Source organism: Rhodococcus sp. GQ147 (assembly GCF_059759155.1).
The window spans coordinates 23,973-37,680 of sequence record NZ_JCAXDU010000019.1 but is presented as its reverse complement, the minus strand read 5'-3'; the positions used below and the strand labels follow the sequence as shown (position 1 = coordinate 37,680).

Here is a 13,708-nt window from a genome sequence, read left to right as displayed (position 1 = left end):
TGCAGAGGGGCTGTCGGGAGCGCAGGGGATACGCTTCCGCGTCGCTGCTCCGTCGGGACAACGCGAACGGTGGCAGGGGAGCGACAATGGAACATGGTGTTGTGCTGTGGTTCGACGCCGGTCTGGGTCACGGGTTCATCCGTGACGACGACGGTACGGAGATCCTGGTGCACTACTCACAGATAGATGGGAGCGGCTACCGCTTCCTGACCGGTGGCCAACAGGTCCGTTTCGAGATCGGTTACGGGATCTTCGGTCGACATGCGGTCAACGTGCAGGTGTGCTGACATACGGGACGTTCGGATGGTGGGATCGGGAGATGGACACACGGGCGAACGAGTGGGCGGAGGAGACCCACCTCGCTGCTGCAGCTCCGACCGAGGAGCAGATGTGGGCCTCGCGGGCCAAGATCTGCAGGCCGCCGACCCGAACGATGAGACGGTCGCGTCGATCGCTGCGCGGTGGGGCTTCTCCTCGCCCGGACGATTCGCGACGCAGTACCGGTCCGTCTACGGCCGGGCGCCTCGTGGGACCCGGTCGGGCAGGCTGTGGTCCGATCGAACTACTGCCGATCCTGTAGAAAACGAATAGACTGCACCGGAAGCGAACGATGCGTTCGCTGTCGACTCTGTCGGCGGGGCGCGAGACTTCCGACGCAGGGGGTCGGATCTGTCGACCTGCCCCGTCGGCCGTGCCTCGAGTACGCACAATCGGTCCCGGTGAGGGCATTTCGGCGTATGCTCAGGACATCGGTGATCGCCTGTCACCCCCTGCGCGGACGATCGCCGGCGCCGGGTGGATCAGAGGTAGGCCACTCGGGCGATGCCGAACCCTGTCGCCCATTTCCCCCTGCTCGGGTGGCAGGGTTTCGGCGCGCCGCAGGTCGTTCGGCGCGCGGGCGTCATCACTTCAGCGGTCGGAATCCGGCCCCGTTCCTCGTGATTCGCCGGGATCGTCGCCGCCGTCGTCCACTTCGGGGAGGGACGCGGGGAGTTCGGCTGCATAGGGTGCACGGGGTGGGGCGATCTCGTCGAGGCGTTCGTTGATCGCATGGGTGATCAGATCGTGTTGCACACGGGAGAGGGGAAGCAGGCCGTCGAGATACGCCTCGATCTCCATCTTCCCCACCTCGCCGCCGAGCGCGAAGTGGCGGAGCCACAACTCCTCGACACCGGGTTCGGAAGCGCGGAGCGCAGCGAGGAGTTGCCGGCGATGCTCGCCGTCGGGGAAATAGTTCATCGCCGCGTCAGACCGACTCTCCGAACCTACCTCCTTTCGAAGCTCGGCGTTCCCGGACGTGCAGTCCCGATCGTCACCCTTCGACACCGCACCCGAACGCGTCCGAATTGGCAGAATTCGAGATATGCCGACCCGGACGATCGACGGTCACCGCATCACCCTGACCAACCTCGACAAGGTGCTGTATCCGCGCACCGGGACGACGAAGGGCGAGGTCGTCGAGTATTACGAAGCCGTCGCCGAGGCGATGCTTCCCCATATCGTCGGCCGGGCCGCGACCCGCAACCGGTGGCCGAACGGTGTCGGCGAACAGTCCTTCTTCGAGAAGAACCTCCCCGACCACGCACCGGCCTGGCTCGACCGTCGCACCCTGCATCACAAGGACCGGCGGGTCACCTACCCGCTGTTCGATTCCGCCGCCGGGCTCGTCTGGCTCGGGCAACAGGCAGCCCTCGAACTCCACGTGCACCAGTGGCGTTTCGACGGAGAGAAGGCCGGACCCGCGACCCGCATCGTCTTCGACCTCGACCCGGGGCCCGGCGTGGGCCTCGCCGAGTGTGCGGAGGTCGCGCGCCATGTGCGCGACACCGTCGCCGAACTCGGGTGGTCGGCCTATCCGGTCACCAGCGGCAGCAAGGGCATCCACCTGTACGTCCCGCTCGATCGGATGCTGTCGTCGTCGGGGGCGTCGAAGGTCGCGAAGCAGGTCGCGCGCAATCTCGAGACCACCCTTCCCGACCTGGTGACCGCGACGATGGCGAAATCGGCGCGCGAGGGCAAGGTCTTCGTCGACTGGAGCCAGAACAACAGTTCCAAGACGACGGTCGCGCCGTACTCGCTGCGCGGTCGCGACGAGCCGTGGGTGGCGGCGCCGCGCAGCTGGGACGAACTCGACGACCCCGACCTCGCGCAACTGCAGTTCCGGGAGGTCCTCGTCCGCATCGAGAAGTTCGGGGACCTGCTCGCCGGTCTCGACCCGCCCCTCGACAAGGCTGTGTCCGGAGACAAGGCCGTGTCCGGAGACAAGGCCGGGTCCGGCGGCAAGACCGTGTCCGGCGGAGACGCCCTGGACACCTACCGCGGCAAGCGCGACGCGTCGCGCACCCCGGAACCGGTACCCGACCGCGTCCCCGACGACGGTCCCGGCAACAGGTTCGTCATCCAGGAGCACCACGCGCGTCGCCTGCACTACGACCTGAGGCTCGAACGCGACGGTGTGCTGGCGTCGTGGGCCGTACCGAAGAACCTGCCGGACACCTCGGGGCGCAACAATCTCGCGGTCCGGACCGAGGACCACCCGATCGAGTACCTGACCTTCCACGGGACGATCCCGAAGGGCGAATACGGCGCCGGCAGCATGACCGTGTGGGACACCGGCACCTACGAGACCGAGAAGTGGCGGGACGACGAGGTGATCGTGCGGTTCCACGGCGACCGGGTCGAGGGACGGTACGCGCTGATCCGCACCGAGAAGAACCAGTGGCTGGCGCACCGCATGAAGGACCAGTCGTCGCCGAGCACCGAGTCGTCCGATGCCGATCCGGCCTCCCTCGTCGGATCGTCGGGGTCCAAGGCCTTCCCGCGCGATCTCGCGCCCATGCTCGCGACCTCCGGTGACGTCTCGGGTCTCGACGCCGAAGACTGGGCGTTCGAAGGCAAATGGGACGGATACCGCGCCATCGCGGAGATCGAGGACGGCACCGTCAGGCTCCGCAGCCGATCCGGTCGCGATGTCACCGGCGACTACCGGAAGCTCGTCGAACTCGCGACGATCCTCGACGGTCACCGGGCGGTGCTCGACGGGGAGATCGTCGCCGTCGACCGCTCCGGGGTGACGAGCTTCTCGATGCTGCAGCGGGGCGTGAACTACGAGTACCGCGTGTTCGACGTGCTGTATCTCGACGGGGTGTCGCTGCTGCGCAAGACCTACGACGATCGCCGACGGGTCCTCGAGGCGCTCGCCGCTGCCACGGACGGACTGATCGTCCCGGATCTGCTCTCGGGTGACGGCTCGAAGGCTCTCGCGCGCAGCCGCGCGAAGAACTGGGAGGGCGTGGTCGCCAAACGCCGGGACTCCGTGTATCTGCCGGGCAAGCGCGGCGCCGGATGGATCAAATCGAAGAACTGGCTCACCCAGACCGTCGTGCTCGGCGGATACCGCCGTGGCAACGGCAACCGTGCCTCGACCTTCGGCTCCCTGCTGCTCGGCGTCTACGACGACGACGGTGAGTTCGTGTACGTCGGCAAGGTCGGCACCGGTTTCGACGACGAGACGCTCCTGTCGGTGGCGAAGGCTATGAAAGGGCGCACGAGCCGCACGAACCCGTTCGCGAACGAAGTGCCGGCCGCCGAACGCCGCGATGCGGTGTGGTTGCGGCCCGAACTCGTGGGGGAGGTGCGGTTCGGAGGATGGACGGAAGGAGACCGGGTGCGGCACGCGAGCTGGCGTGGTCTGCGCGACGATGTGGACGCGTCGAGTGTGGTGCGAGAAGAGGAAACAGGCGCTGACTGCTAACGTTCGTTCGAAGTCGGGTGATCGGGCATTAGGGGAGGCATCAATGGCCGAGGGCTCGCGTGGCGTCGTCCGTCGGATCGGTTTGGTCGAGGATCACGAGTCGGTCGCGCTCGGGTTCGCAGCGATGCTCGCCGATCAACCCGATCTCGAGCTCGCAGGTACCGCCACCACCGTCTCGGGTCTGCTCGAGCAGGTCACCGACCTCGACCTCGCCGTTCTCGACCTGCGCCTGTCCGACGGATCCTCCCCGAAGAGCAACGTCGAGCAGCTGCGCGCGGCGGGCCTCGAGACCCTGGTCTTCACCGGCGCCGAGAACCCGTATCTGCTGCGTTCGGCCGCCCGCGCCGGTGTGCTCGGGGTGGTGCGGAAATCCGAGCCCGCGGCCGTGGTGATCGAGGCGATCCGCGTGGCCGCCGCCGGAGGGCAGGTCGCCAGCACCGAGTGGGCCGCGGCGATCGACGGTGATCCCGAACTCGACGATGTCGGCCTGAGTCCGCGACAGCTCGAAGTGCTCGAACTGTATGCGTCGGGGGAGAAGCTCGACCGGGTCGCCCGGCTGACGGGCCTCGCTCCGCAGACCGTCAACGACTACCTGCAGCGGATCCGCCAGAAGTACGCGGAGGCAGGTCGTCCCGCACCCACGAAGACGGATCTGTACAAACGTGCCGTCGAGGACGGGTGGCTGCCGATGCCCGAACGGTCGGATGTCCGCCGTCGCTGACGAGCCGGCCGGGGACACCGGGGAGAAGTCGCACGATCGCAGCACGGCGGCTGCCGACCGACTTCTCCGGATGTTCGCGCGATTCGTCGCGATCGGATATCTCTGCTACTTCGCGTTGCTCGTGCCGGAGATCCTCGAAGTGTCGGCACTCGTCGCGTGGTGGTGGACTCCCACCGCGGCCGTCCTCATGTTCGGATCCGGGGTCGCGCTCGGCTTCGCCTCGTTCCGCGGCACGGTGTGGATGCAGCGGACCGCGACCGTCAATGCGCTCGCCTACGTCGTGATGGTCGCATTGTGGTTCGTGGCGTGGAACGGGACGCAGATCCCGCAGGACCAGTCGTTGTGGTTCACCGCCTTTCCCGGCCTCGCGTCGCTCGCGGCGGCGGTCGCGTGGAGACCCCGGCGGGCGTTCGTCCACATGATCCTCGTGGTTCTGCTCGCGCAGTGCGCGAATCACCTCGCCCGCGACGCCCCCTTCGGATACTTCCTGGCACCCGACCTGGCGTTCGCGTTCGTCTTCTGCACGGTCTTCCTCGCGGCCGCGGTGGTGGGACTCGGCACCGGCCGCACCCTCGACGAGACCATCGCTGCCACCCAGGCCACGGCGGCCGCCGCGGCCGCAGCGGAAGCACGGAACGCCGAGCGCGCACGGTTCGATGCCCTGGTCCACGACCGCGTGATGTCCACCCTGCTGGCGGTGTCACGCAACGCACCCCGAGAGTCGCTCGTCGAGCAGGCCGAACGAGCGGTCGCCGAACTCGACGAGTTGCGGCGCGGCACCGATCGGGAGTCGGCGCTCGACGCCGCCGCGGTCGTGGCGCGGCTCCGATCGGCGGCGACCGAGGCCGACGAGGATGTCGTCTTCACCGGCCGTGTCGCCCCGGGATCCGGCGACGTTGCGTTCCCACCCGAACCCGCGCGCGCGACCGCCGCTGCCCTCGCCGAGGCGGTACGCAACAGCGTGCGGCATGCCGGAAAGGACGCGTCCCGCACGGTCGAGGTCGACGTGGCACCGAGATGGATCTCCGTGCAGGTCGTGGACGACGGCAGAGGCTTCGAACCCGAGGCCGTCGACCCGCACCGGCTCGGTCTGGAAGTGAGCATCCGAGGACGTATGCGCCGGGTGTCCGGGGGCCGGGCGGTCGTGCAGTCCGCTCCCGGCGCCGGGACCCGGGTGTTGTTGTACTGGCGGGATCCGGCCGCATGAACACTGCGAACTCGACCGTCTCCGATCTGCTGCGGATGCACAGCAGGCCCGCGCGGGCCTTCGCCGTCCTGTACGCGGTGACCTGCGTGGTGCTCGCCCTGAACACCGCGCCCCATGCGGAGGTCCGCTGGCCCCTCGCGATCGCCGTGATCGTGTGTGTGGCCGCCGCCTACGCGCTCGTCGCAGTCGAGGGGGACCCACTACCGGTGCGACCCGCACTGGCGATGACGTTCTCGGGCGCGATCGCGTCGGCGTCGGTGCTGTGGGTGGTGCCCGCCGATCCGGCGCCGCACCCCATCGAGTTGTGGCCGTTCGGGATGTCCACGACGATCCTCGTGTTCATGTGCGTGCGGGGACGCACGGGGTTCGCCTGGTGCGGGATGCTCCTCATGCTCGTCGTCGCCGCGCTGTGGTCGCATCTCACGGGCCCCGGGTTCGGCTACGGACTGGGGCTGACGATCACGAGTGCGGGACCTGTGCTCATGGGCACCGTCTGCGCCTACACGATCCGCCCGCTCGCGCGGTCGATCTACCTGCTGCGCGCCCGGTCGATGCAGCGGATCGCGGCGGAGTCCGCGGCTGCCGCGGCTCTGGAGGAACGTGACGTCCGCCTCGGAAGCCTCGACGCGTCGGCGCGTCCGTTGCTCGAGCGGATCGTCTCGGGCGAACCCCTCGACGAGAACGAACGGATCGAGTGCGGACTCGTCGAGGCACGACTGCGCGACGGTCTGCGTGCGCCCGTACTCCAGGTACCCGAGGTCGACCGGGCCGCCGCTACGGCCCGCCGGCGCGGCGTCGAGATCGTTATGCTCGACGACCACGCCATGGACTCGGCATCTCCCGAGGTTCGGCGCGCCGTCTACCGGGAGGTGGTGGACGCGCTCGATTCGGTGAGAGAAGGGTCGGTGACCGTGCGTGTGTTGCCGCCGGCCCGCGCGGCGATGGTGACGATGCTCGTGAAGGGCGAGGATGTGTGCCGAATCGAGATCGGGCACGACGGCCGGCGCACCGGTAATTAGGCGAAACACCGATGCCCATATTTTCTTGGGCAGAGAAAAATCTGTCTGGGTAGTTGTCGGTTTCAACCGTTACGTTGTAGACACTCGAAACGGAGTTCGTCGGGGGACTCGGTTCGATCCCATGTATTCATCTCGGTAGGGACGCGCTATGACGACGATGCTCGAACATTCCCCGGCACAGAAGCCTGCGCCTCAGAAGCCCGCACTCTCGGCTCGCGAGATCGAGATCCTGCGGGCCTGGCTGCTCTGCGAGTCCAAGTCCGAGGCGGCTGCGAGCCTGTTCGTCACCGCAGCCACGGTCAGCACCCACATCGTCCGCATCCGTGAGAAGTACGCCCGCGTCGGGCGTACGGCGACCACGAAGACGGCACTGCTCGCCCGCGCTCTGCAGGACGGTGTGGTCTCCATCGACGAGCTGTGACCCGTCGGCCTGCCACCACACAGGGTGGACACACGACGGATCCGACGAGCGCGGCCGACCGGATCCACCGGGTCTTCGGTCGGTTCATCAGCGCGGGCTACGTGTTCTACCTGCTGTTCGTCGTCCCCACAGCGGTGTCGCAGGCCCACCTCACGGCATGGTGGTGGTTGCCGACGGCACTGCTCGCGATCTTCGGCACCGGGATCGCGCTCGGGGTGGCGACCTTCCTGAGCGATGTCCGGTGGGTCGGACGACTCGCAGCCGCCAACGCCGTCGCCTTCCTGGTCGCGGCGGTCCTGTGGTTCCCGGCCTGGACGGGTGAGGTTTCCACGAACACGGCCTGGCAGGCGCTCTTCCCCGGAGTGGCAGGACTGTCCGCGGCGGCAGCGTGGCGGCCGCGGACGGCGCTCGCCTACCTCACGGTGGTGGTGCTCGTCGTGCAGACCACCAACTATCTGCTGGTGAACACCACGACGGGATACCGCTTCGTCCCGGAACTCGCGTTCGCGCTCATGTTCTGCGGGGTCTTCGCCGCCGCGGCGATCGTCGCCTTCCGCACGGTCGACGTCCTCGATTCCACCGTCGCGGCCACGGAGAAATCCGTCGTCGCAGCAGCGGCGGCCGCGGCCAGGACGGTCGAACGCGAGCGGTTCGACGCACTCGTCCACGACCGGGTGATGTCCACCCTGCTCGCCTCGGGTCGCGGCGCATCCGACGGTCCCGTCGCGGCCCAGGCCCGTCGTGCGCTGGAGATGTTCGACTCCCTGCGGCGCGGCGACGACACCGAGAGCAGCTTCGACGCCGACCGGGTGGCAGCCCAGTTCCGCTCGGCAGCCTCCGAGGTCGACGAGGACGTCGAGTTCACGACCACGACGAGCACCGATGCCGGACCGCACTACCCGGCCGACGTGATCAGAGCGGTCGCAGCCGCACTGGCCGAGGCCGTGCGGAACAGCGTGCGCCACGCCGGCCCGGGCACGCAGCGGGCCGTGCACGTCGACCTCGGGCCCGGATCGGTCCGGGTGGTCGTCCGCGACGACGGCCACGGATTCGACCCCGCCCGGATCGACCCCTACCGGATGGGCATCCGCGCGAGCATCCACGGACGCATGCGCGGCATGGCCGGGGGCGACTCGGAGATCACCTCGGGTCCCGCGGGCACGACGGTGACGCTGCACTGGTGCGATCCGGCCGAGCGTCGCGCGCCGTGACCGCCGAACCCACCCGCGACGTGCGCGACCTGCTGGGGATGCGCACCACGGCCGCACGTGCGCTCGTGAGCCTCTACGCCCTGGTCTGCCTCGTGCTGGCGGCGTTCGGGGCCGAGCACACGTCCGCGAGCTGGCCTCCCGCCCTCGCCGTGCTCGTGTGCACGTTCGCGGCATTCACCCTCATCACCGTTCCGGGCGACCCGCTGCCGATGCCGGCGACGATCCTGCTCGCCGCCACCGGGACGGTCTCGTCGGCGCTCGTGTTCTCGGTGCTACCGGTGCCGTCTCCGGGAGGCATCGCGACCTGGCCGCTCGGGATGTCCACGGTCGTCTTCACCTTCATGTGCGTGCGCGGTCGCACCTTCGCGGCGTGGATCGGGTTGGCCTGCATGATCGCGACCGCGACCTTCTGGACCTACGCCACCGGACAGGGGATCGGCCCCGGCCTGTCGCTGTCGCTCGTCAACGCCGCCCCGGTCCTCATGTCCACCTTCTTCGCCTTCACCCTGCGACCCCTCGCCGGATCCATCTACCTGCTGCGTGCGATGTCGTTGCAGCGCAGCGCCGAACAGGCGGCCTCGGCTGCAGCGCTCGAGGAACGCGACGCGCAGCTCGATCGGCTCGACTCCCTGGCCCGTCCCCTCCTCGAACGCATCGCGACCGGAGAGGTACTCGAGGCGGGGGAGCGACGCGCCGGTGTGCTGCTCGAAGCACGTCTGCGGGACGGGCTTCGAGCACCGGCCCTGCAGGATCCCCAGGTCGTCGAGGCGGCCGACGCCGCGCGCCGGCGAGGCGTGGACGTGGTGATGCTCGACGATCACGGCCTGGACGGGGTGCCCCCCGACGAACAGGCCCGCCTCCGCCGTGCGGTCGCCGACGAACTCGACTCGGTGTCACACGGTTCCGTCACGGTGCGGGTCCTGCCCCCAGGACGCCGGGCCCTCGTGACGATCCTCGTGCGCGGGGACTCCGTGCGCCGCATCGAGCTCGGCAAGGCGTCGCAGGGTTAGAGTCACCTCTCGTGACCGTGCTGAAGTCGTTGCTGCTGTTCGCCGTTGCCGCCCTGTTCGAGATCGGTGGTGCGTGGCTGGTGTGGCAGGGCGTGCGCGAACACCGCGGCTGGATCTGGATGGGGCTGGGCGTGATCGCTCTCGGCGCTTACGGTTTCGTCGCCACACTCCAGCCCGACGCGAACTTCGGTCGCATCCTCGCCGCGTACGGCGGTGTGTTCGTGGCGGGTTCCCTGGTGTGGGGCATGGTGATGGACGGCTTCCGGCCGGACCGATGGGATGTCGCGGGCGCGCTGGTGTGCCTCGCCGGCGTCGCCATCATCATGTATTCACCTAGGTGACGCTGCATCCGGCCTCGCCTCGGTGACGAGGCATCCGGCACAGTGGCGGCCGGATGCCTCTCCGGACGTCACGGCACCACGACGCCGCCGACTGCGGGGGTCGAGTTGCACAGCGGTCCACTGCCGAGATTCACCGAACCGAAGACCGTCGCCACGACCTCGCCCGGACCGGTGTCGACCAGGGTCGACAGGTTCGGGTACGTACCGACCAGATCGACGATGCCGGTGCGGCCGTTGTTGCGGTTGAGCCATGCGACGCTGACCTGCCCCGCTGCCGGGACCGGCCACAGGGCCTCCCGTGTGGAGAACAGGACGTGGCCACCGGGGATGCCCTCGTCCGGTCCGGGTTGCGCCGTGACCGAGGTGAACGACGCCAGGCTGCCCTGGTTGATGCAGCCGATGGTGATCGCCGTGCCCAGAGGCTGAGGGGGTGCAGCGGTGGCCACACCGGTGAATGCGATTGCGGCGGCGACGGGTGCCGCCAGGGCGAGAACTCGACGTGGAATTCGCAGTGCAGGCATGGTGCTGCTCCTCGGAAAGGGAAGGTCACGTCCGGGAGCCGACCGCAGCGGGGAACACCGCGGCGCGTCCCGCGCACCGATGACGAGCGTGAGTCTATCGAGACACCGAAGACCCAGGAGCGGTTTCGGTCTCGATCCGATACAGCTCGGAAGCATTGCGGCGCAGTACCGCGTCGGAGAGCTCGTCGCCGAACACGTCCTCGACGAGGGTGATGTCGCTGTCCCGGAACGGTCGCGGTGCGCGGGTCGACGGCAGATCGGTGCCGAACACGAGTGCCCCGGGATTCACATCGGCAACGGCGCGAAGCGCGTCGGCCACCGGGAGATCGACGCGCCCGAACCCTGTTGCCTTCACGTGGATACCGCTCTCCACCAGCCGCAACAGTGACGGCAAGCCGTCCTGCGACAGTCCCAGGTGGTCGACGGAGACGGCGGGCAGTGCCGCGATCGTGGTGTGCAGCTCGGCCAGATCGCGCGAATCGACGTACAACTCGGCGTGCCAGCCGACGAGATCGTGGACCCGCCGGGCGAGCCGGTCGAGGTCGGACAGTGCCGCCGATCCGCCACGGCGGACGTTGAATCGCACGGCCCGCACTCCCGCCGCGTCGAGCCGGGTGATCTCGTCGTCCGAGGCGGTGGCCGGAAGTTGTACGACGCCGACGAAAGTGGGCCCGAGCCGGTCGAGCGCGTCGAGGAGATAGCCGTGGTCGAAAGCCTGGAACGACCCCGACACCACCGTGCCTCCGGTGACACCCAGATGCGCGACCCGCGCGAGATAGTCGTCGACGGTGAACGGTTCGGGCAGATAGCCGTCGTTCTCGACGAGGGGGAAACGCGGATCGATGATGTGCAGGTGGGCGTCGAACATCTCCCCACGATAGGAAGCCCGGTCCGAGCGGAACAGGGTTCGGATCAGCGGGAGTTCACTCGCGGCGGCGATGCGCGGTGTGACGGCGGAGGAGGGATTCGGCCAGTTCCGCCACGAGGTTCCGTGCCTCGGGTGGCCCGACGATCTCGATGTGCTCACCGAACTGCAGCAGTTGCCGCACACCGTCGATCGAGTCGTAGGCCACCGTGATCCGCGAGACGTCCGGTCGCGGCCCTGCGGTGCTCCCGCGCAGGCGGGCACCGAGGATGCGCCGGGCGAGATCGAGGCGGTTCGCCGCGAGATCGGCGGTGACGACGACGTCCTCGCGTCGTTCGAGTGCGTCGCCGAGTTCGCGTGCCAGGGCGGGCAGGGTGCGGCCGGGGGACAGGCGGCGCGGCCGGTCGAGCACTGTCCACGCACTCAGGCGGGTCAGTGCGAACAGTCGTGGTCGCCCCTCGTCGTCCGCCACGAGATACCAACGGCCGGCGCGGGAGAGCACACCGTAGGGATCGACGACGATCTCGCGTTCGCCGCGGTGCCCGCTCGACCGGTACGTGATGGCGAGTTGCCGTCCGCGCCGCAGGTCGCGGGTGAGGGCAGCGACGTCGGCCCGGTCCTCGGTGGCGAACCATCCCCGATTGTCGACGGTGACCACCTCGGTCAGTGGCAGCAGGTCGTTCTCGCGTGCGGTGGAGGGCGTGCGCCGGGCGCGTGCGGTGAGCTTGTGGACGGCGTCCCGCGCGGCGGCGTCGACACCGAGTTGGCGGGCCCGGCCCATGTCGACACCCAGGGCGCGCAGGACATCCACCTCGGACGCGTTGAGCCGGTTCAGGTCGGTCTGCCGGCCGGGGAGCATCACGATGCCGCCGTATCTGCCGCGTTCGGCGACCACCGGAAGGTCCGCAGCAGCAAGCGTTTCCACATCGCGCAACACGGTGCGCTCGGAGACGCCGAACTCCTCCGCGAGTTCGGCGGCCGTGACCCGGCTGCGGGCCTGCAGGACGACCAGCATGCTCAGCAACCGCTGCGGCCGGTTCATCGGATGCGCGATCTCCTTTCGAAAACACGACAGGAACTGTCGGGTTTCGGTGTCACGGTAGTCCTCGAAGCCTTCACCGCCTACCGGAAGGAGGGACCGATGACCGTGTCGTCGCCCAACCTGTTCCTGATCTACGTGACCGACGTCGAACGCGCGACCCGCTTCTACAGCGACCTGTTCGCCATGACCCCGCAGATGACGACCCCGCGCTACGTCTCCTTCGAAGTGGCGCCGGGAGTGCTGTTCGCACTGTGGTCGGGTCGCGCGGAGACCGTGGATGCGACCGCTCCGCGGTTCTCCGAGGTGGGCGTGATGGTGCCGGGCTCGACCGCCGCCGTCGATGCGATCCACGACGAGTGGGCCGGTAAGGGGGTGACGGTCGTGGAGGCGCCGCACGACGAGGTGTTCGGGCGGACGTTCGTGGTCTCGGACCCGGACGGGAACCTCATCCGCGTCTCCCCGCTGGACTGAGCCTCCGCTCGACCGACCGGCCTACGACGCCTCGCGCATCGTGAGCCCACCGAGTTCGACCGTGTACGTCTGCGACGCCTCGTCCCACCACACGGAGTAGGTGGTGGGGTAGAGGCCCTCGCGTTGGTACGCCTCGGGCAGTCGGAGTTCCTCGTGGTGCGCCGGCCGCGTCGCGAGCCACTCCCGGCTCAGCATGGGTTCGATGAACGCCTGCCGTCCGTCCCACGTGCCGTAGAGCACGGTCTCGGTGAGGTGGTGTCCCGCTGCCGGATCGTGCTCCGCCTCGGTGGTGTCCACCCAGTGCAGTCCCATGCCCGCGACGGTCGACGTCAGCGGATCCCCGGACGGTGCGTACCCCTCCGGCACGTAACGCGGGTCGGGCACGCGGGCCGCGGCCGGGATGTAGCCGGGGGCGAAGGGATGGATCGACTCCACCGTGGGCCGATCCAGGAGATAGAAGTGGACGTCGAAGTGCGGGACGTCGAAGCCGTGCTGGGGGTCGTGGCCGTGCGAGTTCCAGTCGACCGTGACGTGGTCGAACGCGGTGGCGGCCGCCTCCTCGGGCAACTCGAGCACGTAGGCCTCGGTGACCGGCAGCAGCGCACCGGGCAGGTCGTCGAGGGCCGCCGCATCGAGTCGCACCCCGATGGTGGCCGGCGTGCCCGCCTCGTCGACGGTGACGTACGTGCGGGCGTTGCCCGCCCCGACGGGATGAGCGGGTCCTTCGACCAGGCCGGAGACTCCCCCGGCTCCTGCGGGAGCGGGAGTGACGAACAATCCGAGGACCGCCGCCGAGACGATCACGGCGAGATGTCGGGCACGAGGCCGAATGTCCATGCGGGGTCCTCGATTTCCGTCGTCGTCGAGCGGCATCGTTGTGGATGCTAACTGTCGCGCGAACGGTGGAGGGCTGACTAGATCGAACCGTGATGCGTGGAGGGGACGGTGCCCGTGACGTTCCGGGGGTGGGGTCCGGGAGTGCTCGCGGAGCCGGCGGACCCGATGTGTGCCCCCGGCAGGATTCGAACCTGTCGCCGTCCCATTCTGGAATTGTCGGTTTGCCTGGGGATACGAGCCGTATCCGCCGGTAGTGGCTCACAGTAGCCGTGGACATAACTGCACGCA

The 13,708-nt window shown here is 68.8% G+C and carries 15 protein-coding genes; 10 read left to right on the top strand and 5 right to left on the bottom strand.

Going from position 1 to position 13,708, the window contains the following annotated elements:
* Positions 1 to 86 precede the first annotated feature (86 nt).
* Positions 87 to 287 (top strand): cold-shock protein, encoded by a 201-nt coding sequence (locus AC6CID_RS19855; protein WP_033096757.1) that lies wholly within the window; start codon positions 87 to 89, stop codon positions 285 to 287.
* A gap of 622 nt (positions 288 to 909) precedes the next feature.
* Here the strand turns inward: AC6CID_RS19855 and AC6CID_RS19850 are convergent.
* Positions 910 to 1,239: a hypothetical protein gene (locus AC6CID_RS19850; protein ID WP_217580114.1), complete on the bottom strand. Its 330-nt coding sequence runs from the start codon at positions 1,237 to 1,239 to the stop codon at positions 910 to 912.
* Between the two features lie 124 nt (positions 1,240 to 1,363).
* On the opposite strand from AC6CID_RS19850, the gene AC6CID_RS19845 reads away from it, so the two are divergent.
* The 8 genes from AC6CID_RS19845 (at position 1,364) to AC6CID_RS19810 (ending at position 9,684) form a co-directional block, all read left to right on the top strand.
* On the top strand, positions 1,364 to 3,754 hold the full coding sequence (locus AC6CID_RS19845) for an ATP-dependent DNA ligase (protein ID WP_498354347.1): 2,391 nt from the start codon (positions 1,364 to 1,366) through the stop codon (positions 3,752 to 3,754).
* A 43-nt stretch (positions 3,755 to 3,797) separates the two neighbouring features.
* Entirely contained in the window at positions 3,798 to 4,475 is a 678-nt protein-coding gene (locus AC6CID_RS19840; protein ID WP_006551596.1) for a response regulator transcription factor, read from the top strand.
* Positions 4,459 to 5,682: a sensor histidine kinase gene (locus AC6CID_RS19835; RefSeq protein WP_024103133.1), complete on the top strand. Its 1,224-nt coding sequence runs from the start codon at positions 4,459 to 4,461 to the stop codon at positions 5,680 to 5,682. The genes AC6CID_RS19840 and AC6CID_RS19835 overlap by 17 nt, the downstream gene beginning before the upstream one ends.
* Positions 5,679 to 6,701: a DUF8320 family protein gene (locus tag AC6CID_RS19830; RefSeq protein ID WP_498354346.1), complete on the top strand. Its 1,023-nt coding sequence runs from the start codon at positions 5,679 to 5,681 to the stop codon at positions 6,699 to 6,701. The genes AC6CID_RS19835 and AC6CID_RS19830 overlap by 4 nt, the downstream gene beginning before the upstream one ends.
* Positions 6,702 to 6,849: 148 nt before the next feature.
* A complete protein-coding gene (locus AC6CID_RS19825; protein ID WP_016692216.1) occupies positions 6,850 to 7,122 on the top strand; it encodes a LuxR C-terminal-related transcriptional regulator in 273 nt (90 codons plus the stop codon).
* Entirely contained in the window at positions 7,119 to 8,333 is a 1,215-nt protein-coding gene (locus AC6CID_RS19820) for an ATP-binding protein (RefSeq protein ID WP_498354345.1), read from the top strand. The genes AC6CID_RS19825 and AC6CID_RS19820 overlap by 4 nt, the downstream gene beginning before the upstream one ends.
* Entirely contained in the window at positions 8,330 to 9,343 is a 1,014-nt protein-coding gene (locus tag AC6CID_RS19815) for a DUF8320 family protein (RefSeq protein ID WP_217580110.1), read from the top strand. The genes AC6CID_RS19820 and AC6CID_RS19815 overlap by 4 nt, the downstream gene beginning before the upstream one ends.
* Before the next feature lie 11 nt (positions 9,344 to 9,354).
* Positions 9,355 to 9,684 carry a YnfA family protein gene (locus AC6CID_RS19810; RefSeq protein ID WP_006551592.1) on the top strand — a complete coding sequence of 110 codons (330 nt, stop codon included), beginning with the start codon at positions 9,355 to 9,357 and terminating at the stop codon, positions 9,682 to 9,684.
* 68 nt (positions 9,685 to 9,752) lie between these two features.
* Here the strand turns inward: AC6CID_RS19810 and AC6CID_RS19805 are convergent, their stop codons facing one another.
* From AC6CID_RS19805 to AC6CID_RS19795, 3 genes are all read right to left on the bottom strand, one after another.
* Positions 9,753 to 10,205: a hypothetical protein gene (locus AC6CID_RS19805; protein ID WP_019289873.1), complete on the bottom strand. Its 453-nt coding sequence runs from the start codon at positions 10,203 to 10,205 to the stop codon at positions 9,753 to 9,755.
* Positions 10,206 to 10,299: 94 nt separating this feature from the next.
* Positions 10,300 to 11,073 carry an amidohydrolase family protein gene (locus AC6CID_RS19800; RefSeq protein ID WP_217580109.1) on the bottom strand — a complete coding sequence of 258 codons (774 nt, stop codon included), beginning with the start codon at positions 11,071 to 11,073 and terminating at the stop codon, positions 10,300 to 10,302.
* A gap of 55 nt (positions 11,074 to 11,128) precedes the next feature.
* Positions 11,129 to 12,112, bottom strand: a complete 984-nt coding sequence (locus tag AC6CID_RS19795; protein ID WP_006551589.1) for a helix-turn-helix transcriptional regulator — start codon at positions 12,110 to 12,112, stop codon at positions 11,129 to 11,131.
* Between the two features lie 99 nt (positions 12,113 to 12,211).
* On the opposite strand from AC6CID_RS19795, the gene AC6CID_RS19790 reads away from it, so the two are divergent.
* Positions 12,212 to 12,583, top strand: coding sequence for a VOC family protein (locus AC6CID_RS19790; RefSeq protein ID WP_230826417.1), 372 nt, complete (start codon positions 12,212 to 12,214; stop codon positions 12,581 to 12,583).
* A gap of 21 nt (positions 12,584 to 12,604) precedes the next feature.
* Here the strand turns inward: AC6CID_RS19790 and AC6CID_RS19785 are convergent, their stop codons facing one another.
* Entirely contained in the window at positions 12,605 to 13,420 is an 816-nt protein-coding gene (locus AC6CID_RS19785) for a DUF5602 domain-containing protein (RefSeq protein ID WP_006551587.1), read from the bottom strand.
* Positions 13,421 to 13,708: the final 288 nt, after the last annotated feature.

What these genes read in the sequence shown, in the direction of transcription:
- AC6CID_RS19790 (WP_230826417.1), top strand. Translation starts at nt 12,212, where the DNA reads ATGACCGTGTCGTCGCCCAACCTGTTCCTGATCTACGTGACCGACGTC.
- AC6CID_RS19835 (WP_024103133.1), top strand. Translation starts at nt 4,459, where the DNA reads ATGTCCGCCGTCGCTGACGAGCCGGCCGGGGACACCGGGGAGAAGTCG.
- AC6CID_RS19850 (WP_217580114.1), bottom strand. Translation starts at nt 1,239, where the DNA reads ATGAACTATTTCCCCGACGGCGAGCATCGCCGGCAACTCCTCGCTGCG.
- AC6CID_RS19825 (WP_016692216.1), top strand. Translation starts at nt 6,850, where the DNA reads ATGACGACGATGCTCGAACATTCCCCGGCACAGAAGCCTGCGCCTCAG.
- AC6CID_RS19805 (WP_019289873.1), bottom strand. Translation starts at nt 10,205, where the DNA reads ATGCCTGCACTGCGAATTCCACGTCGAGTTCTCGCCCTGGCGGCACCC.
- AC6CID_RS19845 (WP_498354347.1), top strand. Translation starts at nt 1,364, where the DNA reads ATGCCGACCCGGACGATCGACGGTCACCGCATCACCCTGACCAACCTC.
- AC6CID_RS19795 (WP_006551589.1), bottom strand. Translation starts at nt 12,112, where the DNA reads ATGAACCGGCCGCAGCGGTTGCTGAGCATGCTGGTCGTCCTGCAGGCC.
- AC6CID_RS19830 (WP_498354346.1), top strand. Translation starts at nt 5,679, where the DNA reads ATGAACACTGCGAACTCGACCGTCTCCGATCTGCTGCGGATGCACAGC.
- AC6CID_RS19855 (WP_033096757.1), top strand. Translation starts at nt 87, where the DNA reads ATGGAACATGGTGTTGTGCTGTGGTTCGACGCCGGTCTGGGTCACGGG.
- AC6CID_RS19785 (WP_006551587.1), bottom strand. Translation starts at nt 13,420, where the DNA reads ATGGACATTCGGCCTCGTGCCCGACATCTCGCCGTGATCGTCTCGGCG.
- AC6CID_RS19840 (WP_006551596.1), top strand. Translation starts at nt 3,798, where the DNA reads ATGGCCGAGGGCTCGCGTGGCGTCGTCCGTCGGATCGGTTTGGTCGAG.
- AC6CID_RS19800 (WP_217580109.1), bottom strand. Translation starts at nt 11,073, where the DNA reads ATGTTCGACGCCCACCTGCACATCATCGATCCGCGTTTCCCCCTCGTC.